Genomic DNA, 25,288 nt, shown 5'->3' on the forward strand with positions numbered 1-25,288 from the left:
ACCTGGATTGTGTTGCAGGACGGCCGGTTCGCCCCGGCCGGGGAACGGGGACCGCAGTTGTTCGGCATGCTCAAACCGTGCGCCCACGGCGCCGCCGCCTACGGGATCGAAGCCACCGCCTGGCAAACCCACCTGTGCGGCCTCTGCCTGGGCCTGCGCGACGGCCACGGCCAACTCGCCCGGGCCGCCACCAATACCGATGCCCTGGTGCTCGGCATCCTCACCGAAGCCCAGCAGCAACACTCCCCCGCCCGCACCACCGCCGCCCCCTGCCCGCTGCGCGGGATGCGTCGCGCAGCGGTCGCCACCGCGGACTCCCCCGGCGTCCAGTTGGCCGCCACCGCCTCACTCCTGTTGGGCGCGGCCAAGATTCGCGATCACGTGGACGACGGCCAGACCGGCCGCCTCACCACCCGCCCGATGGCCCGGGTCTCCACCCGCTGGCACGCCCAGGCCCGAGCCGCCGCCGCCCCGATCGGCCTCGACATCGAACCCCTCATCGCCGCAATCGAATCCCAGGCTCGGCTGGAGCACGCCGTCGCCGTCGGCACGGCGGATCCTCAACTCTCTGGGGATTCTCAGGGGCTTCGCCCCCGAACCCCCGACAGCGAAGAAGATTCGCCGCGGCCCGATACCCCGAGATCCGACAGCGGGGAGGGCCGTGCGGCGGAGACGCTGGATCGGCTGACGGAGCCCACGCAGGTGTGTGCGGCGGAGTTGTTCGCGCACACGGCGATTCTGGCCGGGAGGCCGGAGAACGCTGATGCGCTGCGGGAAGCCGGGTGGCATTTCGGGCGGATCGCGCATCTGGCCGATGCCATCGAGGATTTCGAGGATGATCGCGAGCGGGGCCGGTTCAATCCGCTGGCGGCTACCGGGACCACGGTCGAAGTCGCGTATGCGCTGCTGCGTGAATCGAATTCGGCATTGCGCGCGGCATTGAGCCGGGTGGCGCTGGAGCAGGCGCCGACGGTGCGGTGGATGCTGCTGGATCCGCTGCACGGTGTGGTGAAGCGGATCGGGCGGGCTGCCGGTGGCGTGCGCGCCTGTACCGCCCATGCGTGCCGGTCCGACCACGCGGACGAGGCACCTCATGCGGGCGGAGCGCACGGTGGAATCCGGCTCTCGGAACCGGCGCTCCTCGATATCGACACCGTGAAGTCGCCGCGGTCGCACAAGCCCAGCATTCTCGAGGGGATCGGGATCGTTCTCACGCAGTACTGCACCGGGTATGCCTGCTGCGCCGAGCACACGCGGCCGTGCAGCGGGAAGCGCAAGGAGTCCTGGACCAAGCGCGGATGCGCGGATTGCGGGTGTGACTGCTGCAGTGGCTGCGATGGCAAGTGCTGTGGTGACGGCTGCTGCTGCGATGGGTGCTGCTGCGACTGCTGAGAATCGGGTGCGGACGACGACAGGGTCGCGCTCCGAACCGAGCCGGATGTCGAAACCCCTGCCAAGCCACATACGGCGTGGGATCGGTGCGCGACCCTGGTCCCACCCACCCGGGGATCGTCGCTACAGGGCACCCGGCGGTGAGGCCGAGTGCGCGAGTAGCTAGATGCACGGTACCGGTGTCCCAGTCAGACGGGAACCTATCCGGCGGAAAATGGCAATCCTCGTCAGTCAGCAGGCGGGCTGCGACCTACAAATCTCGCAAATCACCCAGACGATTACTCGCAGAAACGAAAGAGCCGCGCTCCCGATCCGGCCGGATGTCGAGACCCCTGCCAAGCCACATACGGCGAATCGGTGCGCGGCTCACATCCGCTAGCGGATGGTCGCGGTGAAGTGCGGGAAGCCCTTCTTCGGGTGCTTGAGCGACAGGTCCCAGCCGCCCGCGACCTGATCGGCGTACACGTTCACGGTCGACGGCAGGAAGATCGGCTTGCCGAATTTGACCGTGTAGGTGGCCTGATCGGGGATGCGACCCTCGAGCGAACCGAGAATCGTGGCCGCCGACCACATGCCGTGCGCGATCGGCTTCGGGAAGCCGAAAGCCTTCGCGCCCAGCGCGGAGGTGTGGATCGGGTTGTGGTCGCCCGACGCGGCCGCGTAGCGGTTGATCATCTTCTGATCGACGCGCAGCTGACGCAGCGGGGGCGGCGGCACCTCGTCCGGCTTGGGCTCCGGCTTCGGCCCGCCCGACAGCGAGGTGCGCTGCTGGTGCAGGAAGGTGGTGACCTGCCGCCACACCAGCTCCCGGCCCACGCTCACCTCGGTGATCGCGTCCACGAGCAGGCCCTTCGAGTGCTCACGCAGGTTCTCGATGTGGGTCTCGAAATCGAGGGGCTCCGACACCGAGATGGCACGGGTGCGCTCGATGACGTTCTCCGCGTGCACCGCGCCGACGGCCACGAACGGGAAGTCGCGGGCGACGACCAGCTGCATGGCGAGCGGGAAGCTGAGTACGAACGGGTAGGTCAGCGGCAGCGAGTCGCTGAATCGCAGCCCGGTCGCGCGGCAGTACGCGGCCAGGTGATCCGGATCGACCTTGAACCCCTCCAGCCGGACCGTGCGGTCCGGAATCTTGGAGCCGCGGGCCGAGAGCGCGCCCGGCACCGGCACCGCGCCCAGCGCGGCCTTCACGAACAGCCCGGTGTTCTTGGGCACCTCGGTGAGGTTGATGGTCTGCGACATCATGCTCCGATCAGGGCCTGGCCGCAGACGCGAACCACGTTGCCGGACACCGCGTTCGACGCCGGGGAGGCGAAGTAGGCGATGGTCTCCGCGACGTCCACGGTCTGTCCGCCCTGCAGCAGCGAGGACAGCAGGCGGCCGGCCTCACGGGTGCCCAGCGGGATGGCGGCGGTCATGGCGGTCTCGATGAAGCCGGGAGCCACCGCGTTGATGGTGATGCCCTTCTCGCCCAGCTTCGGGGCCTCGGCGTTCACCATGCCGATGACACCGGCCTTGGAGGCGCCGTAGTTGGTCTGGCCGCGGTTACCGGCGACACCGGCGATGGAGGACACGTCGATGACACGGCCGCCGGCCTTCAGCGCGCCGCCGGCGACCAGGCCCTCGGTGATGCGGTGCGGCGCGGCCAGGTTCACGTTGATGACCGAGTTCCAGCGGCCCTCGTCCATATTGGCGAGCAGCTTGTCGCGGGTGATGCCGGCGTTGTGCACGATGATGTCGATGCCGCCGAAACGCTCGGTGGCGAATTCGGCCAGCTTCTGCGCGGCGTCGGCGGCGGTGACGTCGAGGGCCAGGGCGGTCGCGCCGACCTTGTTGGCGGTCTCGGACAGCGCCTCACCGGCGGCCGGGATATCGGCGACGATGACGGTCGCGCCGTCGCGGGCGAAGACCTCGGCGATGGTGGCGCCGATACCGCGGGCGGCACCGGTCACCACGGCGACCTTGCCCTCGAGCGGCTTGTCCCACGAGGCCGGGGCGGTCGAGTCGTCCTTGCCGACCCGGAACACCTGGCCGTCGACGAAGGCCGACTTGCCGGAGAGGATGAAGCGCAGGGTGGACTCCAGACCCGTTGCGGCGGAAGCGGCCTCGGGGTGCAGGTAGACCAGGTTGGCGGTGGCGCCGCGCAGCAGCTCCTTGCCGACCGAGCGGGAGAAGCCCTCGAGCGCGCGCTGCGCGATCTGCTCGTCGACCGACGCGGACAGCTCGGGGGTGGTGCCGATGACGAGCACGCGGCCCGAGGGGGCGATGCTGCGCATGGCGGGCTGGAAGAACTGGAACAGCTGCTCGAGCTCTTCGATGGTCTTGATGCCGGTGGCGTCGAACACGAGTGCGCCGAACTTCACACCCGGGGTGACGGAATCCACGAAGGTGTAGTCCGACAGCAGGTTCCGCACCGAATCAGCTACACGGCCCTTGCCACCGACGAGCACGGGGCCGGGCAGAGCGGGCTCGCCGGCTTGGTAGCGCCGCAGGGTTTCCGGCTGCGGCAGGCCGAGCTTGCTCGCCAGGAACGCGCCGGGGGCGGAGTGGATGAACGATCCGTACAGGTTCGGAGCACCCTTGCTCTTGCTGGCTGCCACTGTTCCTACCTTCTCTGAGTCGGGTTGCGTTTCTCTGCCATCCCCAGGGCGGTGTTGCGCACATCTGCGGGGTACGGTGTCGACAAATGAACTTACTCCAGAGTAAGTTTAATGTAAACCGACTGATGCGGGTCCCGCGGGACCATCCCAAAGCCGGCAATCGTGAAACACACCGCCACCGACGAGACACTGGAGACTCGAGTGACCACCAAAGCCCGTTCGGCGAAGACCGCGGCCAAGAACACCAAGCAGGCCCGCCCGGTTGCCATCCTCGGCGGTAACCGCATTCCGTTCGCCCGCTCCGACGGCAAGTACGCGCACGCCTCCAACCAGGACATGTTCACCGCCGCCCTGAACGGCCTCGTCAGCCGTTTCGGCCTGCAGGGCGAGCGTCTGGGCATGGTCGTCGGCGGCGCGGTGCTCAAGCGCGTCGGCGAGCACGGCATGATCCGCGAGAGCGTCCTCGGCTCCACCCTGTCGCCCTACACCCCCGCGCACGACCTGCAGCTCGCCTGCGGCACCGGCCTGCAGTCCATCGTGACCGTGGCCGACGGCATCGCGCTGGGCCGCCTGGAGAACGGCATCGGCGGCGGCGTCGACACCACCTCCGACGCGCCCATCGGCGTGAGCGAGAGCATGCGCGAGTGGATGCTCGACGCCAACCGCGCCAAGAACAACAAGGACTACGTCAAGCTGGTCGGCCGGCTGCGGCCGTCCATGGTGGGCATCGAGATCCCGCGCAACGCCGAACCGCGCACCGGGCTGTCCATGGGCGAGCACGCCGCCATCACCGCCAAGGAGTTCGGCGTCTCCCGTGAGGCGCAGGACGAGCTGGCCTACCTGTCGCACCGGAACATGGCCGCCGCCTACGACCGCGGTTTCATGGACGACCTCATCACCCCGTTCCTCGGCCTGACCCGCGACGACAACCTGCGTCCCGGCTCGACCATCGAGAAGCTGTCCACCCTGAAGCCGGTCTTCGGCGTCAAGGCCGGTGGCGCGACCATGACCGCGGGCAACTCCACCCCGCTCACCGACGGCGCGTCCGCGGTGCTGCTGGGCTCCGACGAGTGGGCGGCCTCGCGCAACCTGTCGCCGCTGGCCTACCTGGTCGACTCCGAGGTCGCCGCCGTCGACTACATCCACGGCCCCGACGGCCTGCTCATGGCCCCCACCTACGCGGTGCCGCGCATGCTCGCCCGCAACGGCCTGACCCTGCAGGACTTCGACTACTACGAGATCCACGAGGCCTTCGCCTCCGTCGTGCTCGCCACCCTGCAGGCGTGGGAGTCGGACCAGTACTGCAAGGAGCGCCTGGGCCTGGACGGCGCACTGGGCTCCATCGACCGCGCCAAGCTGAACGTGAACGGCTCTTCGCTCGCCGCAGGCCACCCGTTCGCCGCCACCGGCGGCCGCATCATCGCCCAGACCGCCAAGCAGCTCGCGGAGAAGGGCGGCGGCCGCGCCCTCATCTCCATCTGTGCCGCGGGCGGCCAGGGCGTCGTGGCGATCGTCGAACGCTAGTCGTTCGACGCCCCAGGCGGGCAACGGTTTTCGCGCCCGGAAGCAAGCGCGAGTCAGTACGAGGGCGGTGCCCCGGTCCCGAACATCGGGCAGGGCACCGCCCTCCGGCATTTCGGCGACCGGCGAAAACCCTTGGCGGGTTGGATCATCCACGGCATAGTCTCGACAGCGGTCGCGGAGTAGCTCAGTTGGTAGAGCGCCTTACACGCAGTGTGGAAGTCGCGGGTTCGATTCCCGCCTCCGCGACCGCACATGGAGTAGCTCAGGCGGTAGAGCGCCCGCATGCACGGCGGGGGCCGTGGGTTCGATTCCCACCTCCATGACCACCTGTCCGAATACCACCACCCGGCATGCTGAAAACCCCCTTAGGCTCAGCAGGTCTCGCGCGCTAGCCTGACTTCGGCTGCGGAGTAGCTCAGTCGGTAGAGCATCCAGGCGACGAGCGGAAAGGTCGCGGGTCCGATTCCCGCCTTCACAGCCGCCTACTGTCGAGGCCACCTAGTGTGCGAATCGCACCGCCACGTCGTTCGCCCGGCGGGCGAGGTCGGCGATGCTGCTGCCGTCGTAACCGGCGACGGAGCTGCGTAATCGGTCGTGCAACGGGGCGGTCCAGTGTGCGGGTAGGCTCGCGGCTCCGGCGAGGATGCCCGCGACCGAGCCCGCCGTCGCGCCGTTCGAGTCGGTGTCCCAGCCCGCCTGCACGGTCAGGCCGATGGTGCGGGTGAAATCGCCTTCGCCCCAGAGCAGTCCGGCGGCGATGCAGCAGGCGTTGCCGATGGCGTGGACCCAGTTGTAGCGGCCGTGGCGGGCTCGGATGGCGGCGTTCGAATGGTCCCAGGGGAAGCCGCGGCGGTGGTCCTCCATGACCTCCGACAGGGCGACTCCCAGGCGGGAACGCGCGGGGACGACCGTCTGCGCCGCCGTCAGGGCGGTGTGCGGGGAGTCGGCGGTGAAGGCGGCCGCCACCAGTGCGGCCGCCCATTGTGCGGCCCATAATCCGTTGCCCACGTGGGAGATCGAGGCATCGCGGGCGGCCAGGGCGGCGGCGCGGGTGGGATCGCCGGGGCTGATGTAGCCGTAGATGTCGGCGCGGATGAGCGCGCCTATCCACTCGCGGTAGGGGTTTCGGAAGGTGGCGGTGTCCGGTGGGGTGAAGCCGTCGATGAGGTTGCGGTAGGCGACGCGTTCGGCGGTGTAGGTCTGCAGGAACGGGAGGCGTTCCAGCCAGAGGGCCGCCACATCGTCGGTGGTGAAGTCGGGGCCTCGCTGTTCGAGCAGGTGCAGGCCGAGGACGGTGTAGTCGAGATCGTCGTCGCGGGGGCAGCCGTCGATGTGGTCGCGGGTGGATTCCGGCCAGGTCCAATGCAATTCGACGCCGTCCGGCATCGGGTCGCGCACGGGGACGTAGTCGGTCAGCGGGTAGGCGTCGACCGGCTCCAGGTAGGCGCGGATGCGGCTCGGGGTCCAGAGGAAGCCGTTCTCCAACGGTTTTCCGAGTGTGCAGCCGGCGGCGCGGCCCAGCCAGCCGCCGTGGACACGATCGAACAGTTCCTCCGGCGGCAGCGGTCCGGCCTCCCGCGCCGCCGTTGCTTCGGCGGACACCGCGGCCGAATCAGGCTCTCCCGCAGCACCGTTCACATCGTCCCACTCGAGATAGCGCCATTCCGGTAGGCGTTCGGCCGATTCGATGCGGTCCAGCAGCCGCCAGCAGGCTTTCTCCAGCGGCCGCTCCATGCGGCTGAGCTCGTGCACCTCCTCGGCGAAATCATCCACCGCGTAACCGGATTCGCGTCGTTGGCACCATTCGTAGAACAGCAGGGCGCGCGGATCGGCCTCGTGGTGGCCGAAGAACGCCGTCTCTATCGTTCCCACCTGATCCTCACAGGACCGCCATCGTGGCGGCCACCACCTCGGACAACAGCGGCATGGACTCGTCGCGCTGCGGCGCTCGCGCCCACCAGCGGCCCTCGTGCGTGTGACGCCCGAAACCGGTGGGCAGGATGACATTGCTGCGATGCGGGCCGAGATCGACGCTGTTGCGTTCCAGACGTTCGATGCAGTCGTCGGAGGGGTACCCGTCGAACACCGCCAGGAACGTGCGGCGCGGCGGCTTGTCCCGCACCAGCACCGGACCGGGCACCCCGCGCACCGTCAGTTCACCGAGTATCAAGGCGCCCAACGGTTCCGGAGTATTCAAAGCGCAGACCGTGTCGAGCAGCGGTAATACGACGAATCCGGGTGTGGTCACGTGCACATGCGGTAACCCGAACAGGGACCGGTACACCCGTGCCCATTCCTGTGGGGTAGTCAGCTCGTCCAACCGCACAATCCACCCCTCGTTCGGGCCCAGCTCCAACGACGGCGATGTCGATCGTCGGCGAGAGCCGACAACATCAAGTGAAGACCGGACATGACAGAGACGCCATCGTTTTGGGTGAATCGTTCGCAAACTGTCGAGAAGCTGTTGTCGATCGCGGCCGTGCGTGTCGCGGTCGCGTGATTCCGGCTGCCACGGGGGTAACCTCGATAGCGAGACTGACACTCCGACCAGGAGGTTTCGTCATGCCTTGCGACGTGATGCTGATCGCGTACGACGGGTCCGAGAACGCTCGGCGCGCCGTCGAGTACGCCGGGCGGTTCCTCGCCGCCGACAAGGCCGTGGTGCTCACGGCCTGGGAGCCCATGGTGCGCCAGGCCGCCCGCCTGTCCGGCCTCTCCGGGGTCATGCAGCCCGAATGGGTCACCGACGAGGAGATCGAGGACGTCGCGTACGTGGACGCGAAAACCATCAATTCCGAGGGCGTGCGGCTGGCCAAACTCGCCGGGCTGAACGCCGAGGCGCGCACCGTCGAATGCACCACCACCATCTGGAACGCCATCGTGGAGGTCGCCGACGAACTCGATGTGGACATCATCGTCGCGGGCACCCGCGGCGCCACCGGCATCCGGGCGCTCATGCATTCCAGCGTCGCCGACGCGGTGCTGAAACATTGCCACCGGCCCGTGCTCATGGTGCCGCCCGGACGCGAACCGGACTCGAAACACTGACCCCGCAACATCATTGAAAACGCAGGTCCGACCGGGTGACGAGGGCGACTGAGAGATGCGTCGCTCCCCGAACCCAGGCTCCGGCGAGCGGACTATGGTCGGAAAGACCATGGACGGATTTCTGCTCGCGACACCGGACGGGGTGCTGCGGACCACCGGCACCCGCACCGCCTACGACACGGCGGCCGCGGCGGCCGCCGCCCTGCGCGACGACACCGAACTGATCGTCGGTGCGCTGCCCTTCGTACCCGGGCGACCGGCCGCCTTGTGCGCGCCGTCGCACGCCCTGCACACTGCCGGACCGTGGCGACCGGCCGCCGTGCCCGAACTGCCCGCCGTGCGGGTGGTCTCCGAAATGCCCAGCGCCGCAGAACATGTGGCGCGGGTGACGAAACTCGTGGAACAGCTGGGCGATCCGGCGCAGCCGCTGCGCAAGGTCGTCGCGGCCCGCTCCCTGCTGGCGGAGGCGGACGCGGCGCTCGATCCCGAGGTGGTCGCGGCGCATCTGGTCACCCGGCATCCGCGCGCCAACGTGTTCGCCGTCGATCTGACACCGGCCGGGCGACCGGGCGACACACTGCTCGGCGCGACCCCCGAGGTACTGGTGGCCCGGCACGGCCGCACCGTCACCCTGCGGCCGCTCGCGGGCACGCTGCCCCGCCTCGCGGACCCGGACGCCGATGCGGCGCAGGCGCGGGAACTGCTGTCCAGCACCAAGAATCGCGACGAGCACGCCTACGTCATCGACTGGATCCGGGAACTGCTCACGCCGATCTGCGCGGAACTGTCCGTCCCCGACGGGCCGGAATTGCTGAGCACGCCCGAAGTCTGGCATCTGGCCACACCCATCCGCGGCACCCTGCGCGATCCGGACGTCACCGCCCTCGATCTCGCCGTCCTGCTGCATCCCACGCCCGCCGTCTGCGGTACGCCCACCACGCTCGCGCTCGAGACCATCCTCGATATCGAGGAGGATCGCGGCTTCTACGGCGGCGCGGTCGGCTGGTGCGACAACCGCGGCGACGGGGAATGGGTGGTGGCCATCCGCTCCGCCGAACTCGCCGCGGACGGCCGCTCCCTGCGCGCCTTCGGCGGCGGCGGCATCGTCGCGGCCTCCGAACCACCGATCGAACTGGTGGAAACCACCGCCAAACTGCGCACCTTCCTCAACGTCCTCGGCTGCGCACTGCCCGACCGGTAGCACCGATTCGGCTGTCCCCCGGGCAAATTCGGGGCAGCCGATGAATTTCCCGAACACGCCCCGTCTCTACGGATGAACCAGCGAGGAACCGCGGCCTCGCCTCACAACGCATCCGAGAAGAGACCGCCATGAAGAAGACCGTCCTCGCCCTGCTCACCGTCCTGACCGCCGCCACCCTGGCGGCCTGTGGTGACAGCAGCCCGGCCGACACCGCCGAAAACGCTACCGCCGCACAGCAAACCGGCAGATACGCCGATGTGAACGGTGTGCACATGTACTACGAGGTGCACGGCGATGCCAAGGGACAGCCGCCGCTGGTGCTGCTGCACGGCGCGCTGTCGGGCATCGACACCGATTTCGGCGAACTGATTCCGGTGCTGTCCAAGGACCGCCAGATCATCGCGGTGGAACAGCAGGCGCACGGCCACACCGCCGACGTCGCGGGCCGGAAACTGCGCACCGACACCATGACCGACGACACCGTCGCCCTGCTCGGACAGCTCGGCGTCACGCAGGCCGACGTGTTCGGCTACAGCATGGGCGCCGGCGTCGCCCTCGACATCGGGCTGCGGCATCCGAACCTGGTGCGCAAACTGGTGCTGCTGTCCGGCGGACTCGGACCGCACGCCATGCACCCGGGCCTGGTCGAGGATCTGGGCGAACTGCAGCCGGAAATGCTGTACGGCAGCCCCTTCCACGAGAGCTACCTGAAGAACGCGCCGCGCCCGGAGGATTTCGCCACCCTGGTGTCCAAGATCAAGGACATGGACCAGAACCTGCCGACGGTCCCGAACGCCGCGGTCGCCGCCATGACGATTCCGGCGCTGACCATCATCGGCGACTCCGACATCGTGACGCCCGAGCACGCCGTGGAGGTCTTCCGGCTGCTCGGCGGCGGCATCATGGGCGACACCCCGGCCGGACTGCCCAACTCGGAACTGGCCATCGTGCCGGGAGCCTCGCACGTCACCGTGATGCACCGGCCCGAACTGCTCGCGCCGATGGTCACCGCGTTCCTCACCAGGGAGATCAAGTCGCAGATGTGAGAACCAGAACCGCTCCCCCGCCCGGTGGAACCCCCGCGATCTTCCCCCTATTCGGGGAGGTTACGGGGGTTCTACCGGGCAATCGGTATGTGCATGATCACGTTGCGGCCCGAGACCTGCTAGGTTGGCTCGAGTTACGCATAGGCGTCGATGTATGGGAGTTCCGCGATGAAGTTTGCCGTCCCCGGTGCAGCGAGTGCTGTCGGTGGAGCCTTGGTCGGGCTGGCCGCAGTCCTGGTCATCACGATGGCGGCGTCGCAGGACAAGCGACCCGACATCGACCGCAGCGGCGACGCGGACTCGTCGCTGCTGAACAACGTTGAGTACGGCGCCCGCTGACCGGCTGACCAAGGATCCACACGCCGCGACCGGTCCGGTGGACCGGTCGCCGAACACTGAACCGCTGGGCCGCCGCTGGCTGCTCGGCAGCATCCTGGCCGCATTCCTGCTGACCTTCCTGCAGGCGCCCGGCCGCACCGTCGCCGACACCAAATACGACCTCGCGCAGAATCCGCTCGGATTCCTCGAACGGGCGTCGCACCTGTGGAGCAGCCAGGCTCCCATGGGGCAGGTGCAGAACCAGGCGTACGGGTACTTCTTTCCGCACGGCGCGTTCTTCTCGCTCGGGCACGTCCTCGGATTGCCCGCCTGGGCGACCCAGCGCATCTGGTGGGCGCTACTGCTGCTCGCCGGCTGGTGGGGCATCATCCGGCTCTGCGAAGTCCTCGGCATCGGAAGCCGCGGCTCACGCATCATCGCCGCCACCGCCTTCGCGCTCTCCCCGCGCGTGCTCACCACCCTCGGATCGATCTCCTCCGAGACACTGCCGATGATGCTGGCGCCCTGGGTGCTGCTCGGACCCGCCGCACTCGGGATCGCGCTGCGACGGCGGCGAACCGGGGAGGCCGACCAGGACACCGGCGACGACCACGACGCGAATTCCGCCTCTCACTCCGACGACTCGGATTCCACCGCGGACGGCACGAATTCCGGCGAAGCGGGATGCGACGCCACGAGCCCCGCACGCCGCTGGGGCATGGCGACCCCTGCCGGGAGCGCGCTCGCGCTCGCGCTGATGGGGTCGGTGAACGCGGTCGCCACCGCGGCCGCCTTCCTGCCCGCCGCGCTGTGGTGGATCTCGATGCGACCCAACCGGCGCTGGTGGCAGTTCACCCGGGCCTGGATTCCGCTGCTCGTGCTCGCCACGTTCTGGTGGGTGGTGCCGCTGCTGCTGCTCGGCAAGGTGAGCCCGCCGTTCCTGGACTTCATCGAATCGTCGGGGGTGACCACGCAGTGGGCCTCCCTCGGTGAGGTGCTGCGCGGGACCGACAGCTGGACGCCGTTCGTATCGCCGGAACGCATCGCGGGCGCGGTGCTGGTAACCCAGCCCGCCGCCGTGCTGGCCACCGGAATGCTGGCGGCAGCGGGCATGGCGGGGCTGGCCATGCGGTCCATGCCGTGCCGGGGGCGGCTCGTGCTGATCCTGTGCGTCGGGCTCGTGGGCATCTGCGCCGGATACGCGGGACAACTCGGCGGGCCGTTCGCCGAACAGGTGCGACTGTTCCTGGACTCCGGCGGCGCGCCCCTGCGCAATGTGCACAAGCTCGAACCGCTCATCCGGCTGCCGCTCGTGCTCGGTCTCGCACAGCTGCTGAGCCGGGTTCCCCTGCCCGCCTCGGTGCCGATGCCGCAGTGGCGCAGGGCATTCGCGCATCCCGAACGTGATCGCATGGTGGCCGCCGCCGCGCTGATCCTGACCGCGCTGGCGCTGTCCACCTCGCTCGCCTGGACGGGGAAGCTCGCGCCGCGCGGCGATTACGACAAGGTGCCGGACTACTGGCATCAGACGGCGGAATGGCTGGAGCACAACGCATCCGATACCCGCGCGTTGATCGTGCCGGGTGCGCCGTTCGGCAGTCAGGTGTGGGGACTCACCCGCGACGAACCGCTGCAGGCGCTGGCGAGCACGCCGTGGGCCGTGCGAGACGCCGTGCCGCTCAACCCGCCCGGCGCGATCCGGGCCATGGATTCCGTGCAGCGGCTCATCGCCGACGGGCGCCCCTCCACGGGACTCGCGCCGACGCTCGCCGCACAGGGCATCGGAATCCTGGTGCTGCGCAATGACCTCGACCCGGACACCTCCCGCTCCACGCGCCCGATGCTGGCGCACCGGGCGATCGAAGGATCACCGGGGCTGACCAAGGTCACCGAATTCGGCGAGCCCGTGGAGATCGGTCAGGTCGAAGGGCTCGTCTCCGACGGCGACCTGCGACCCGCGTATCCGGCGATCGAGATCTACCGCGTCGATGCGGCGTCGCCCGGCACACCGGTCGGCGACGGTGCAGTCGGCAGACCTGACGACGCCACGGATCGCGAGGGCTCGCCCAGCACAGACGGGAGCGCGGCGGGAACCGACGGCGGCTCCACCAGCGCGCTCGAGGTGCGCAGCGGCGTCGGTGCGCCCGCGTCCTTCCCCGGCGCGTACACGGTGCCGCTCGACAGCGTGCCGGTGGTCGAAGGCGGTCCGGAGGTGCTGGAGCGACTGCGGCGCGGCGCGGGTGCTTCGAGTGGGCCGACGCTGCTGGCGGCGGATGCGGCGGCGGCCGGGTTGCCGGTCGAATCGCTCACCGTCACCGACACTCCCATGGATCGGGAGGCCGATTTCGGGCGGGTGGACAATCACAATTCGGCGCTGCGGGCACCCAGCGACGCCCGGCGGACGCACAATCTGGTGCCCGACTATCCGGTGCCCGGGGCGCAGCTGGTCGAGGGTGAATGGTCCGGGGCGACTGTCACCGTTTCCAGTGCGGCGGGCGACGCCACCCAGCTCGGCGGGGCCGCACCCGGCAGCTCCACCGCAGCGGTGGTGGACGGTGATCCGTCGACGGCGTGGATCAGCAACGGCACGGAATATGCGCGCGGACAATGGCTTCGGCTGGATCTCGACAAGCCGGTCACCTCGGCGGTGCTGTCGCTGACCACCAGCGCCGCCGCCATCGGCACTCCGGTGAAGTGGGTGGAGGTGGAGACCTCCAAGGGCACGGTGTCGGCGCGGATCGCGGAACCCGGTAAGCCGGTGTCGATCTCGCTGCCGCCGGGGTCCACCAGGTGGATCAAGATCACCGCGTCGCGCACCGAGAACGGCAGCGCCGGTGGACAGTTCGGAATCAGCGAACTGCAGGTTTTCGACTACGCCGACCGCGAGAATCCGGTGCCGGTGGATATCCGGCATCGCACCGTACTTCCACCCACCCCTGCGGGCGCGCAGGTGCTCGGCTGGGATCTCGGGCAGGAATTCCCCGGGCGCAGTGCGTGTTTCGACGCACCCGATCGCGTGCGATGCAGCAAGGCCCTGGCGCTGTCCGCCGAGGAGCCGGGTGTCTTCGAACGCACCCTGTCGGTGCCGCAGCCGGTTACCGTCACCCCCGAGCTCACCGTGCGCGCCCGTCCCGGCCCCGCGCTGGAAGCACTGATCACCGACCCGGATCGTCCGATCGCCCGCGGCCAGGCCGACACCGCCGACCCGCGCGGCTCCGCTCTCGCCGCCACCGACGGAGACCCGCGCACCACCTGGACCGCCCCCGAGACCACCGTCCGCAACCCCGCTGCGGGCAAACCCACCCTGGTCATCGAACTCCCGGAGCCGACACTGGTCACCGGCCTCGAACTCACACCGTCCCTGGGCGACCTCCCCGCGCACCCCACCTCGGTCATGGTGAACCTCGGTGCGGGCCCGCAAGTCCGCGAAGTCGACACCGAGTCGGGCAAACCCACCCGCATCGAGCTGTACCCCCACGTCACGGACCGCATCGAGCTCAGCATCGAATCCTGGAAAGCCGTACTCGACCGCACCGCACTGGGTTTCGCCCAGGATCAGCCGCCCGGCCTCGCCGAGATCAACGTCCTCGGCCCCGACTATCCGGTCCCCGCCGCCCCCGACCGCCTGATCACCATCGACTGCGCGCACGGCCCCACCATCGCCGCCGCCGGCCGCACCCTCCGCACCACGGTCACCGCCACCGCCGCCGAATTCCGTTCCGGCGCACCCCTACCCGCGACGGTGTGCGAGACGCGGGGTGACACCGCGAGTCCGGCCGGCAGCGCCGCGATCCCCGCCGACGCCGCGTTCGATATGCCGTCCGGCCGAATCGATGTCACGGTCGCACCCACCGAGCTGTTCTCCGTCGACGAACTCCGCCTGCGGCGCCCCACCGCCGACCCGGCGGCGGATACGAATATCGGCCCCGCACAGAGCGATTCCACGACAGACGCGCAGGCGAATTCGCAGCTCGCGACACTCTCCCCCGCAGCCGTCCAAGCACCGGCGGGCACCCAGCTGCTGGTGCTGCCGCTGAGCACCAACGTCGGGTGGCGGGCGGAGACAGCCGACGGGCATCAACTCGAGCCGGTCGTGATCGACGGGTGGCAGCAGGCGTGGCTGGTACCCGCGGACGCCAAGGGGCCGGTCACCATCTCGTTCCCGGCCGACCGCTGGTACCGGCTGGCCATCTTCGGCGGCCTGCTGCTGTTGATCCCGCTGGTGGCGCTTGCGATCCGGGGTGCGCTGCGCCCGACCGGCGATCCCGGCCCCGCGCCGCGCACGTGGCGGAGCCGGACCTTGGGCGCGGCCGGGCTGGCCGCCGCGGCGGGGTTGATCGCCGGTCCGGTCGGGCTCGCCCTGACGGCAGCGGGATTGCTGGCCGATCACTTCCGTCCGCCCGCCTGGTCCCGCCTCTTCGTCTGGACCGCCGGGATCGGCACCTCGGTCTGCGCGGCGGCGCTGTCCACCGGCCCGTGGCGATCCCCGGCGGGATATCTGGGCGGGTCGCTGTGGGTGCAGTTCCCGGCGCTGGTGGCGATCGTCGCGGTCGGCATCGCAGCGTTGCCCCGCCGCACACGCTGACCCCGGTGGAACGAAAGCGGCCACACCCCCTAAGCGACCCCTGACGCGCTCAGCCGAAGCGGCGGCGCGTCCACTGCCGGATCGGTTCCTCGATGAGGGCGAAGCTCGCCGCGGCCAGCGGGAGGGTGAAGGCGATCGTCAGGAGGTAGACGATCACGAAGTGCCCGCGGAACGGGACGATGCCGAATACCGGGAAGATGATCGACAGCACGGCCAGGTGCCAGATGAAGATTCCGTAGGACCAGCGGCCCAGGGTCGCTGCGACGCGGCTCTCCAGGAAGCGGTGCCGGGTCTCCGGCCGCAGCACCAGCGGGGCCAGCAGGGTGAATCCGATGATCGCGCCGAACACCATCTTCATGACGTACTGCCACGGTTCGCCGCGCGTGAGACCGGGCAGCCCGGCCAGATTCGTGGCCGACAGCAGCATGGCCGTCAGCGCGATCGGCCACATCAGCCACTGGTTGCCCGCGATACGCCGGACCCGCGGCGCTTCCAGATCCGCGAGTTCGGCCAGCAGCATGCCCATCGCGAACCACGGCAGATAACCGGGCAGCCAGTTGTCGGCGTGCGTGGCCTCCGGGGTCGGCACGGGCAGGAAATTCCAGGTGAGGAACACCAGTCCGAGCGTCAGCACGGCGGGCACCCGCCAGCGGGCCCGCTCCCCGCGCAGCCACACGAACGCGAAGGCCAGCAGCGGAAGCACAAGGTAGAAGGCGACTTCCACCGACAGGCTCCACATTTGCGTGAGCCCGTCGGTGAGCGTGTACGACACGAACACCTGCGCCAGGCCGAGATTCGCGAGCCACACGCGCAGGCCCGCCGTATTGGCCGCGCTCGGGAGCAGGATCAGCACCGCGCACACCACCACCCAGTACGCCGGCAGGATGCGGGCGGCGCGGTGCAGCAGATAGCGGCGGGCCGTCGGCGCGGTGCCGAGGCCGCGTGCGGCGGCGGCGTGCGGTCGCCACAGCAGGAATCCGGAGAGCGCGAAGAACACGGCGACGGCCATATCGAATCGCTCCCACACCCGGCCGAGGACGGGGTGGCCGGTGGCGCCGGTTTGGAAGGCCACGTGGGTGAGGACGACGCCGAGTGCCGCGAGGGCTCGCATCCCTTCGAGGGAGGGCACGAAACGGCCGAGTCGAGCCGCCGGTGACGCGTCCGACCTGGGCTCGGAAGCCGGGTCGATGGGCGGTTGCACGGTCGTTGTCATCGGATCCAGTGTGCCTTGCACCTCCCCGAAGTGAGCATTCCATGTTTGACTTACGGGCGTTTCGCGATGTTTTCCTGCCTCAGCGAGACGCTTCACGGGCCTGGACTGTTAGTGTCGGGGCTCACGAGTGCGGCGCGGCGACCGCAGCACTCAACGGAACTACCTGTTCGACGACGAGGAGAACTTGCATGGCACTCAGTGCCGGTACCAGAAGGACGGTGGCCTGCCTGCTCGTGGGGCTTGGTGCGATGCTGCTCGTCGCCGCGATCCTGATCCCCACCTACACGGTGGGCAGACTCGCGAAGACCCCGCTGGACCTGGAGATCACGACCATCGCGACCAACACCCCGGGTACGCCCAGTGAGGTGCTGGACAGCAAGTCGCTGACCTCTCCGACCGGTTCGGCGAAGGTCGATCAGAATGTCCCGCTCGTCTCGCAGCGCTTCCTCACCGTCGAGAACCCGGCGAACGCCGAGGAGATGACCGTGCAAGCCGGTCAGACCCTGCGGCGCACCGACAAGCAGGGCGACACCGGTCTGCTCACCGCCACCATCGACCGCGTGACCATCGACCGCAAGACCGGCGAGCCGGTCGACGAGGTCGACGGCGGCCCGAACGGCTCCATCGCCGTCACCGTCGACAAGCAGGGTCAGACGGTCATGGATCCGGTGCAGCACACCGGCCTGCAGTACCGCTTCCCGATCGGCACCGAGAAGAAGTCGTACCCGTACTTCGATCTCAACGCGCGCAAGACCTACGACATCAACTTTGTCGAAGAGACCGAAATCAACAGCATGAAGGTCTACCACTTCCAGCAGTCGATCCCGGTCACCGACATGTCGGCCGTCGTCAACACCCCCACCAACAAGCTGGCCCTGCCGGCCGCCAAGTGGGGTCTGGAAGGCGACGAGACCGTCACCATGACCCGCTTCTACACCAACACCCGCGACGTGTGGGTGGAGCCGGAGACCGGCACGGTCATCAAGGGCGGCGAGCAGATTCACCTGTACTACGCCCGCGAGGGCAGCAAGCCCGACGTGACCGCGCTCAAGGCGAACATCGTCTTCGACGAGAACACCATCGAGTCGCAGATCGCGGTCGCCAAGGAGAACATCGACAAGCTGTCGCTGTACGGCCGCATCATGCCGATCATCCTCGGCGTGCTGGGCGCCATCGCCCTGATCGCCGGTGTCGTGCTCGGCATCCTCGGCGGCCGCGGCGGCGACGCCCCGGTCCGTCGCGTGGCTCCGGCGGGCGGCGCCCCGTACCGGCCCGAGGGCGGCGCGCCCCGGCCCGGTAATGCCGACGCTCCCACCGAGCAGATCGACATCAGCAAGACACAGCAGATCGACATGGGCAAGGACAAGTAGTCCACCCGGTCGACAAGCGGCCCCGCACCTTTCGAGGTGCGGGGCCGCTCGCGTTTCCGGGGAACGAAGGCGGCGGCCCGCCCCACCCGAGGGGTGCGCGGTCCGCCGCTCGCACGGGGTGGGAGCATTGCGGCGTGTCCGTTGTACGCCGTCTGCCAGTTGTCGCGGATCTGACGCTGGTGACGGCCGGGGCCATGACCGCGAACGTCGCGGGCTACCTGCTGCAACTGCTCGCCAGCCGCTGGCTCGGCGTCGCGGGGTACAGCGAATTCGCGAGCCTCATGGCGGTGCAGTCCCTGTGCACCGTGCCCGCCATCGCGCTACAGAACGTGGTCGCCCGCGAACTCGTGCGTGGTGCGACCGTCGCGGCGGCACGGCAGCTCACCCTCCGCTGCGCGGCCCTGGTGACCGTGGTGGCGGCGCTCTTGATTCCGGCGGTCGCGGCAATCCTCGAGGTCGGCGTCGCGCCCGCGGCCGCCGCCCTCTGCGTCGCGCCCATCCTGGTCCTGCTCTCCGGTGAACAGGGAGTCCTGCAGGGCCGCAGCCACTTCCGCGAACTCGCCTGGGTCCTCGGCGGCGCGACCATCGCGCGCGTGACACCCGCTGTCGCGCTGCTCGCCGCAGGACTCGGAATCACCCCGGCCCTGACCGCCGCCGCAGCCGGTTTGGCCGCCGCCACCTTCGCGGCCCGCCGCACGGCGGACGCGGTCGGCCGGAAGGTCTCCGGCGCCGCAGCAGGGTCCGCGCCTGCCGATGACAGCGCGGTCCCGGCGCCGGACGGGACCGCACCCCTTCCGCGCGGATTCGATTCCCTTGCCGACGAAGCGATCTCCGCGACGGCGCGCACGCCGGGCGGAGGGGTCGCCGACCGGATCCGGGAGATCGCGGCGAGCGTGGGGCCGGTGGCGCGCGCCGGGCAGGTGCAGGCGGCGCTGATCGCACTGTCCTCGGCCGATCTGATCGTGTCGCGAATCGTGCTCAGCGAGAACGATGCCGGGCTGTACGCGCTGGGCTCCATCGCGGCGAAGATCGCGTTCTGGCTGCCGCAGGCCGTCGGGATGGTGCTGTACCCGCAGATGGCGCAGGTGCGGCATTCGGCCAGGGCGGTGCGGGCCGCGCTCGCGGTGCTGACCGGCGTGGGAGCGACGGCGGTAGCCGTGGCAGCCCTGGCCGCACCGCTCGCGCCGCTGCTGGCCGGGCAGGACTACGCGCCGGTGCAGGAACTCCTGTGGCTCTTCGCGCTGAACGGCGCGCTGCTCGCGGTCCTGCAGGGTGCCCTGCTCTCGGCCATCGCCGCCGACCGCACCGCGCCGGCGGCCGTCACCTGGATCGGACTGGCCGTGGGTGTAGGCGTCATGCTCGCCTGCGCCCACACGGTCCTCGGCCTGATCGCCATCGCGACCGCCACATCCGCCGTCACCACGGCCGTGATCGCGGCGATCGCGGTCCGCACGGCCCGCGACGACAGCAACGGCGGCAGCAGCGACAACAGCAAATCGAGCATCCCCGGTTCCACACCGGATGGAACGTAGGGTGCCCGGGTGAGCGCGGACGTTCGGAAGCGCCGGTGGATCGGCATGGTGCCCGCCGGATACAGCCTGCTGCTGGCACTTCTGGTGGCCGGGCCACTCCTGGGTTCCGGCTACCTGCTGCTGCGCGATGCGGTCAGCACCCCGCGCTCGTATCTGACGGATTCGGCGCTCGGCCTCGGCGACGCGGCCCCGCGTGCCGTCCCCCAGGACGCCCTGATCGCCACCCTCTCGCCGATCATCGACGGCGGAATACTCGTCAAAACCATTCTGGTGGCGGCGATCTGGCTCGCGGGTTGGGGTGCGGCCGCACTGGCCCGGGAACTCCTGCACGCCTCTACCGCCCCGCAGCTCGTCGCCGCGACGGTGGCGATCTGGAACCCCTACATCGCCGAACGCCTCCTGCAAGGCCACTGGAGCCTGCTCACCGGCTACGCGGCCCTGCCCTGGATCGCCGTGCTGGCCACCCGCTTACGCGCCGCGAGCCACCCTTCACCCGCCTCCCCCGCACCGTCTCACGCCACCGCAACGCCGCACGCCCCCACAGCGCCTCACGGCGTCGCAGCGGCTGCCCCATCCACAGCACCGCCATCCACAACGACTTCGGCCGGACCCGACGCGAATTCACCATGGCCTGCCGCCGAGCCGGACTCATCCACAGCGAGCGCACCGTCGCTCAGGACACCGTCAGCCGCATCCCGAAGGGCATTGCCTGCCGCGCTGGGAACTTGGGCGGCCCTGGCCGCCTGCCTCGCCGCGGCGGGCCTCACGCCCACCGGATCCCTCCTCGCGGGATGCGTCGCGGCCCTTCTCGTGGGTTTGCGGAAACTCCCTGCGGTAGCGGCCCTTTGGCTGTTGACCTCGGCCCCCTGGTTGGTCGCCACCGCCCTCTCCGGTGCGGGCTCCGCCACCTCGGACCCCGCGGGCGTGGCAGCTTTCGCGGCCCGCGCCGAACCCGGCCTCGGAACCCTCGGCAGCCTGGCCGGTTCGGGTGGCATCTGGAACAGCACCGCCGTACCCGGAACGCGCACAACGTTCTTCGCGGTGATCGGCACCGCGATCCTGCTGACCCTCGTCGCCACCGGCATTCGCGCGGTGATCGGCCGCCCCGGCGATCACGAGGGACCGGCGGACTCCGAGGGTGGCGACCATGTCGAAGTTGTTGCGCGGCATGCCCGTCGGGCGCTGCTGGGACTCGCGGTGGTGGCTGTGGTGTGGCCCGCGCTCGGGGCTACCGGGTGGGGAATTTCGGTGGGTGAGTGGCTGGTCGAAACGGTGCCGGGGGCGGGGCTGCTGCGGGATACGCAGAAGTTCGTCGCGCTGGCGTTGCCCGCGTATGCGCTGTGTGCGGCGGCGGGATGCGGTGTGGTGGCGGCGCGCCTGCGGGCGGTGGGTGCGCGCGGGGCAGCGGGGACGCCCGACGGTGCGGCCGCCGGCCGGCGGTGGAGTGCCGGTGTCGCAGCGGTTTTCATCGCGCTGCTGGTGGTGGCTCTGCCGGATCTGGCGTGGGGTGTGGGGAATCAGGTTCGGGCGGTGCGGTATCCGGCTGGGTGGGAGCGGGTGGCGGGCTTGGTCGAAGGGCCCGGGGATGTGGCTGTGTTGCCGGGTGGGATGTTCCGGAAGTTCCGGTGGGCGGGGAGTGATCCGGTGTTGGATCCAGCGCCTCGGGTGCTGCCCCGGGATGTGTTGCAGACGGGCGAGCTTCCAGTCAGAGGCGGGAGCGTGGCCGGGGAGGGGACTCGGGCGCGCGCGGTGGAACTGCTACTGCTGCACGGTGGTTCGGCGCCGGAGCTGGCCGGGCTGGGGGTGGGGTGGGTGCTGGTGGAGAAGCGCACGCCGGGGCCCGTCGGTGATTCGAAGACCAGCCTGGAGCAGTTGAGTTCCGTCTATTCGGACGCGGATCTCGAGTTGTACCGGGTGCCTGGGGATATCGTGGGGCACGATGCGTCGGCGGGCAGCCGGCGGATTGCCGGGATGGCTCACTTACTGTGGGGAGCAGTGCTTTTCGGTGGATTGATCCTCGCCGCAGTGAGCGCGAGCGGGGTCATTCCTTCGGGAAGCCGACGGCGAATCCGTACGCGATAGGGATGATGCTGACGACGGAGATGACCGCGATGATCCACATGCGGTGAGCCTACGATGATGTGAAAAGGCTTGTGCGGCAATTGAGCCCGGAGATTTTCTGCTGTTCCGCCGGGCGGCTGCCGACTACGGTTCGACCAGGGCGGGGGCGACCAGGCCGGAGACGCGTTCCCCGCGGGCGACGGCCGAAAGCACCTCGTACACACCGTTTCCGGTCTGCTCCCAGGAGAATTCGCGGGAGCGCGCGCGGGCCTTCTCGCCGAGAACGGTGCGGGCCTCGTGGTCGGCGAGAAGATCGCCGACGGCTTCGACCAGCTGGACCGGATCATCCACGAGCAGGCCGGTGACGCCGTCGACGATGGAGTCCGTGAGACCTCGCGAGCTGCGGTAGCCGACGGTGGGCACGCCGTGCTGGGCGGCCTCGATGACAGCGAGCCCCCAACCTTCCTTGCGGGAGGGCATGACGTGCACCCAGGCGCGGGAGAGCAGTTCGTGTTTGCGGTGTTCGTCGACGTGGCCGTGGAAGGTGACGGCGTCGGCGATGCCGAGTTCGTCCGCGTGGGCGCGCAGGTTGTCGGCCCACCAGCCGTCGCCGATCACGTCCAGGTGCAGGCCGGGGATGCGGGCGCGCAGTCCGGCGGCCACCGCCATGGCGTCCTCGATCTGCTTGTGCGGCACCAGGCGGGAGAGCACCACGATGCTGGGGTGTGCGGTGCGGGTGCTGTCGTCGCCCGCGGGCACCCGCGCGGGCACGGACTCGGCGCCGTTGCGGACGACGGCGATGCGCGCGCCCTCCACCCCGAGCGCGGTGAGTTCCTCGGCGGACGGCAGCGAGACCGTCAGGTACTGGTTGTCGCGGTGCACGCGCGGGGACAGCCGGGATTCGATCCACCAGCCGATGCGCCCGACGAGCCGTCCGGCCACGGGCCACTGCTCGCGATGCCCGTGGTGCACCAGCACGACGGTCGGTGCGTCCGCGGCGGCGCGCGCGAAGAAGGGGATGCCGTTCTGGGTGTCGATCACCGCGTCGGGCCGGATGCCCCTGAGCGGTCCGAGACCGAGCCGGCCGAGGGCGATGGCCGCCAGCGCCCGCGGGTAGACCGTGTAGCGCCCACCCGCCCGGCTGATGTCGATGCCGTCGATGCGTTCCCGCCGGGCCGCTCCCGGATACCGCGCGGTCCGCAGGGTGACCTTCACGCCCCGGGCGGCCAGCTGCGCGCCGACCTGCTCCAGATACCGCTCACTGCCCCCGCCCTGCGGATGCCCGGTGTCGCGCCAGCACAGCAGCAGCACTTCACGCACGGGCGGATCTCCAAAGGTTCACAAACAGGGGCGGGCGGACAATGGGCTCCACCATATAGGCAGAACCCCGTTCCGGGGCCAGCAGTGGTCACATGACCTGCTCCACAACCCCCAGGTTCGCGGCCCGCCCCCGATTCTGGACTGACGGAGCGGGGGAGCGAATCGGAGGAGGGAAGGAGGGAAGAATCGGGGTCACAGGGCCGCGAACAGCCGGAGCGAAGCGGAGGCGGATCAAGCACTGTGTAAGACTTTCGCCCGTGCTTCGAGCCGAGCAGACCCCTTCACGCCGGGCGGTGAACCGCCCGCGATTCGCCCGTCGTGCCACGTTGCGACGGTCGCTACGGCTGTTGGGCAGCTTCAAGTACGAGCAGACCGATCCGGCGATCTTCTACGGCGGGGTGGCCGCGGATACCGCCGATCTGGTCAAGGACTTCTATCGCGACCTGACCGGTCGGTCGCTGCGCGGCACCATCGTGCTCGATGTGGGTGGCGGCCCCGGTTATTTCGCCGACGAGTTCGGAAAACTCGATTCGCGCTATCTCCCGGTCGAACCGGACCCGTCGGAAATGCACGCGGCCGGGTTGAAGGTCGCGGGCGCGGTGCGCGGGTCGGGTATGGCCCTGCCGTTCCGCGACGACGCGGTCGACGTCTGCATCTCGTCGAACGTGGCCGAGCATGTGCCGCGCCCGTGGGTGATGGCCGACGAAATGCTGCGTGTCACGAAACCCGGTGGCCTGATGGTGTTTTCGTACACGGTGTGGCTGGGCCCGTTCGGCGGGCACGAGACCGGGCCGTGGCATTACCTGGGTGGCGAATACGCCGCCCGCCGGTATCGGCGCAAGCAGGGCCGGGAGCCGAAGAACCGATTCGGGAAGTCGTTGTTCGCGGTGCGGGCGGCGGACGGTCTGGAGTGGGCGCGGCGGACGCCGGAGAATGTCGAGGTGCTGGCGGTTTTTCCGCGCTATCACCCGCGCTGGGCGTGGTGGCTGGTGCGGGTGCCGGGGCTGCGGGAGCTGCTGGTGAGCAACCTCGTCGTGGTCGCTACCAAGCGAACTCCGCACAGCGCTTGCGAGACAACTGATTTCGTGAGGGCCGGGTAACTCGTCGGGGACGACCAGAATCGGATCGGCTCCCAACCGGCGGCACGAGTGCTTGTCGGTGACGGCTCTCAGCCGCCCGCCAAAAACGCGGAGAGGCGGGTGAGCAATCCGTTGGAGCGCACGGGGTCGCTCCAGGGTGACTCCTGGGTAGCCAACCCGACGGTCTCCATTGCGGTCAGTCCGACTTGAATGGACAGAGCATTCACCGCAGCTACCGCTTCCGCGGCCTGGATGGCGGCTGTCGCCTGCTCGGTGGTGAGGGTGCGGCCCGGCAGGAAGGAGACCACCCAACCGCCTGTGCCAACGCTTTTCGCCTGATGCGGGGTGAGATCGCTGGTTATCAGCGACAGACCGACCACTTGCACCGCCATGACTCTGACTCCCCTGTGCGGAACGGATTCAATTATCGAGCGAGCTATCCACGGTAGCTATAAAGCATGCTCGCTACGGGTGCCGAATGCAATAGTGCGTTCCGCGAAAAGCGAACCGACAGGTTGGAATTCGATTTTCCAGAATGCCCGAGGATAGCCACCGGTATGCGGAATCGCTTGCGGCCCCGCATATCCGGCACGCTCAGAGTTCCGGCACGACCAGACGCAGGGCCGGCAGATCACCTCGGCCGGGGCGCGGCGGCACGGCGACGACCTCCACCCGCCAGCCGGGCGGGAGCACCTTCTGCAACTGGCTCGCAGCCCGGCGCATGGGAGTACTGACGGGCATGGGCCCGAGTTCGGTCAACTCCGGGAGAATGAAGGCGTCGAGGTCCACCTCGGTCATGCCATTCGCCTGCCTTTCGCGTTTCGAACCAGCACGTCGACCGTCGGCCGGAAAAACGCGAAGCAGTGGCCGCGATCATTAACATACCAACAGCTAACTCAGAGCAACCAGCCGAGATCGGCGGTGAGACGAAACCATGCCGAGCATAGGCCACCGATAGGCAAACCGAATTGCGAACCGCGTTCCCGAATGCGGGAT

General features: G+C 69.4%; 19 protein-coding genes and 2 tRNA genes. 13 read left to right on the forward strand and 8 right to left on the reverse strand.

What is annotated here, in order from left to right; genetic code table 11:
- Nucleotides 1-12: 12 nt before the first annotated feature.
- Nucleotides 13-1,392, forward strand: a complete 1,380-nt coding sequence (locus tag JK358_RS01175; RefSeq protein ID WP_269811707.1) for a DUF5685 family protein — start codon at nt 13-15, stop codon at nt 1,390-1,392.
- A gap of 375 nt (nt 1,393-1,767) precedes the next feature.
- On the opposite strand, the gene JK358_RS01180 is transcribed toward JK358_RS01175, so the two are convergent.
- Both JK358_RS01180 and JK358_RS01185 read right to left on the reverse strand, forming a co-directional pair.
- Nucleotides 1,768-2,640, reverse strand: a complete 873-nt coding sequence (locus JK358_RS01180; protein ID WP_201942355.1) for a MaoC family dehydratase — start codon at nt 2,638-2,640, stop codon at nt 1,768-1,770.
- Nucleotides 2,637-3,995, reverse strand: a complete 1,359-nt coding sequence (locus JK358_RS01185) for a 3-oxoacyl-ACP reductase (protein WP_201942357.1) — start codon at nt 3,993-3,995, stop codon at nt 2,637-2,639. The genes JK358_RS01180 and JK358_RS01185 overlap by 4 nt, the downstream gene beginning before the upstream one ends.
- 201 nt (nt 3,996-4,196) lie before the next feature.
- On the opposite strand from JK358_RS01185, the gene JK358_RS01190 reads away from it, so the two are divergent.
- The 3 genes from JK358_RS01190 to JK358_RS01200 all read left to right on the forward strand — a co-directional run bounded on the left by JK358_RS01190 (nt 4,197) and on the right by JK358_RS01200 (nt 5,845).
- Entirely contained in the window at nt 4,197-5,519 is a 1,323-nt protein-coding gene (locus JK358_RS01190) for an acetyl-CoA C-acetyltransferase (protein WP_201942361.1), read from the forward strand.
- 173 nt (nt 5,520-5,692) lie between these two features.
- Nucleotides 5,693-5,765: transfer RNA gene (locus JK358_RS01195), tRNA-Ala, on the forward strand.
- Nucleotides 5,766-5,770: 5 nt separating this feature from the next.
- Nucleotides 5,771-5,845: transfer RNA gene (locus JK358_RS01200), tRNA-Cys, on the forward strand.
- A 172-nt stretch (nt 5,846-6,017) separates the two neighbouring features.
- On the opposite strand, the gene JK358_RS01205 is transcribed toward JK358_RS01200, so the two are convergent.
- Complete coding sequence (locus JK358_RS01205; RefSeq protein WP_201942364.1) at nt 6,018-7,391, reverse strand: ADP-ribosylglycohydrolase family protein; 1,374 nt, start codon at nt 7,389-7,391, stop codon at nt 6,018-6,020.
- Nucleotides 7,392-7,398: 7 nt separating this feature from the next.
- Entirely contained in the window at nt 7,399-7,839 is a 441-nt protein-coding gene (locus JK358_RS01210) for a hypothetical protein (protein WP_201942366.1), read from the reverse strand.
- A 242-nt stretch (nt 7,840-8,081) separates the two neighbouring features.
- On the opposite strand from JK358_RS01210, the gene JK358_RS01215 reads away from it, so the two are divergent.
- The 5 genes from JK358_RS01215 (at nt 8,082) to JK358_RS01235 (ending at nt 15,717) form a co-directional block, all read left to right on the forward strand.
- A complete protein-coding gene (locus JK358_RS01215; protein ID WP_201942369.1) occupies nt 8,082-8,567 on the forward strand; it encodes a universal stress protein in 486 nt (161 codons plus the stop codon).
- Nucleotides 8,568-8,676: 109 nt separating this feature from the next.
- Nucleotides 8,677-9,768: an isochorismate synthase gene (locus JK358_RS01220; RefSeq protein WP_201943718.1), complete on the forward strand. Its 1,092-nt coding sequence runs from the start codon at nt 8,677-8,679 to the stop codon at nt 9,766-9,768.
- 128 nt (nt 9,769-9,896) lie between these two features.
- Nucleotides 9,897-10,814, forward strand: a complete 918-nt coding sequence (locus JK358_RS01225; protein WP_201942372.1) for an alpha/beta fold hydrolase — start codon at nt 9,897-9,899, stop codon at nt 10,812-10,814.
- A 168-nt stretch (nt 10,815-10,982) separates the two neighbouring features.
- Complete coding sequence (locus tag JK358_RS01230; RefSeq protein WP_201942375.1) at nt 10,983-11,153, forward strand: DUF2613 domain-containing protein; 171 nt, start codon at nt 10,983-10,985, stop codon at nt 11,151-11,153.
- Nucleotides 11,154-11,157: 4 nt separating this feature from the next.
- Complete coding sequence (locus JK358_RS01235; RefSeq protein ID WP_232850641.1) at nt 11,158-15,717, forward strand: alpha-(1->3)-arabinofuranosyltransferase domain-containing protein; 4,560 nt, start codon at nt 11,158-11,160, stop codon at nt 15,715-15,717.
- 49 nt (nt 15,718-15,766) lie between these two features.
- On the opposite strand, the gene JK358_RS01240 is transcribed toward JK358_RS01235, so the two are convergent.
- Complete coding sequence (locus JK358_RS01240; RefSeq protein WP_201942378.1) at nt 15,767-16,930, reverse strand: acyltransferase family protein; 1,164 nt, start codon at nt 16,928-16,930, stop codon at nt 15,767-15,769.
- A 188-nt stretch (nt 16,931-17,118) separates the two neighbouring features.
- Between JK358_RS01240 and pgfA the strand changes: the two genes are divergently transcribed.
- From pgfA to JK358_RS38885, 3 genes are all read left to right on the forward strand, one after another.
- Complete coding sequence (pgfA, locus tag JK358_RS01245; protein ID WP_201942383.1) at nt 17,119-18,300, forward strand: cell envelope lipid trafficking protein PgfA; 1,182 nt, start codon at nt 17,119-17,121, stop codon at nt 18,298-18,300.
- A gap of 134 nt (nt 18,301-18,434) precedes the next feature.
- Complete coding sequence (locus tag JK358_RS01250; protein WP_307817216.1) at nt 18,435-19,832, forward strand: polysaccharide biosynthesis protein; 1,398 nt, start codon at nt 18,435-18,437, stop codon at nt 19,830-19,832.
- 45 nt (nt 19,833-19,877) lie between these two features.
- Nucleotides 19,878-21,914, forward strand: coding sequence for an MmpA family trehalose lipid delivery protein (locus JK358_RS38885; protein WP_232850643.1), 2,037 nt, complete (start codon nt 19,878-19,880; stop codon nt 21,912-21,914).
- Nucleotides 21,915-22,037: 123 nt separating this feature from the next.
- On the opposite strand, the gene JK358_RS01260 is transcribed toward JK358_RS38885, so the two are convergent.
- Nucleotides 22,038-23,213 (reverse strand): glycosyltransferase family 4 protein, encoded by a 1,176-nt coding sequence (locus JK358_RS01260; RefSeq protein WP_201942386.1) that lies wholly within the window; start codon nt 23,211-23,213, stop codon nt 22,038-22,040.
- A gap of 257 nt (nt 23,214-23,470) precedes the next feature.
- Between JK358_RS01260 and JK358_RS01265 the strand changes: the two genes are divergently transcribed.
- Entirely contained in the window at nt 23,471-24,313 is an 843-nt protein-coding gene (locus tag JK358_RS01265; protein ID WP_201942389.1) for a class I SAM-dependent methyltransferase, read from the forward strand.
- 68 nt (nt 24,314-24,381) lie between these two features.
- On the opposite strand, the gene JK358_RS01270 is transcribed toward JK358_RS01265, so the two are convergent.
- Nucleotides 24,382-24,684 carry a hypothetical protein gene (locus tag JK358_RS01270; RefSeq protein WP_201942392.1) on the reverse strand — a complete coding sequence of 101 codons (303 nt, stop codon included), beginning with the start codon at nt 24,682-24,684 and terminating at the stop codon, nt 24,382-24,384.
- A 202-nt stretch (nt 24,685-24,886) separates the two neighbouring features.
- Nucleotides 24,887-25,090, reverse strand: a complete 204-nt coding sequence (locus tag JK358_RS01275; RefSeq protein WP_201942395.1) for a hypothetical protein — start codon at nt 25,088-25,090, stop codon at nt 24,887-24,889.
- Between the last annotated feature and the right edge of the window lie 198 nt (nt 25,091-25,288).

This window comes from Nocardia acididurans (assembly GCF_016741815.1).
In the GTDB taxonomy this organism is placed as follows: Bacteria; Actinomycetota; Actinomycetes; order Mycobacteriales; family Mycobacteriaceae; genus Nocardia; species Nocardia acididurans.

Bases quoted from the DNA above. Each gene is read 5' to 3' on its own strand.
- JK358_RS01225 (WP_201942372.1), top strand. From the start codon at position 9,897: ATGAAGAAGACCGTCCTCGCCCTGCTCACCGTCCTGACCGCCGCCACC.
- JK358_RS01240 (WP_201942378.1), bottom strand. From the start codon at position 16,930: ATGACAACGACCGTGCAACCGCCCATCGACCCGGCTTCCGAGCCCAGG.
- JK358_RS01230 (WP_201942375.1), top strand. From the start codon at position 10,983: ATGAAGTTTGCCGTCCCCGGTGCAGCGAGTGCTGTCGGTGGAGCCTTG.
- JK358_RS01220 (WP_201943718.1), top strand. From the start codon at position 8,677: ATGGACGGATTTCTGCTCGCGACACCGGACGGGGTGCTGCGGACCACC.
- JK358_RS38885 (WP_232850643.1), top strand. From the start codon at position 19,878: ATGGTGCCCGCCGGATACAGCCTGCTGCTGGCACTTCTGGTGGCCGGG.
- JK358_RS01270 (WP_201942392.1), bottom strand. From the start codon at position 24,684: ATGGCGGTGCAAGTGGTCGGTCTGTCGCTGATAACCAGCGATCTCACC.
- JK358_RS01215 (WP_201942369.1), top strand. From the start codon at position 8,082: ATGCCTTGCGACGTGATGCTGATCGCGTACGACGGGTCCGAGAACGCT.
- pgfA (WP_201942383.1), top strand. From the start codon at position 17,119: ATGGCACTCAGTGCCGGTACCAGAAGGACGGTGGCCTGCCTGCTCGTG.
- JK358_RS01275 (WP_201942395.1), bottom strand. From the start codon at position 25,090: ATGACCGAGGTGGACCTCGACGCCTTCATTCTCCCGGAGTTGACCGAA.
- JK358_RS01180 (WP_201942355.1), bottom strand. From the start codon at position 2,640: ATGATGTCGCAGACCATCAACCTCACCGAGGTGCCCAAGAACACCGGG.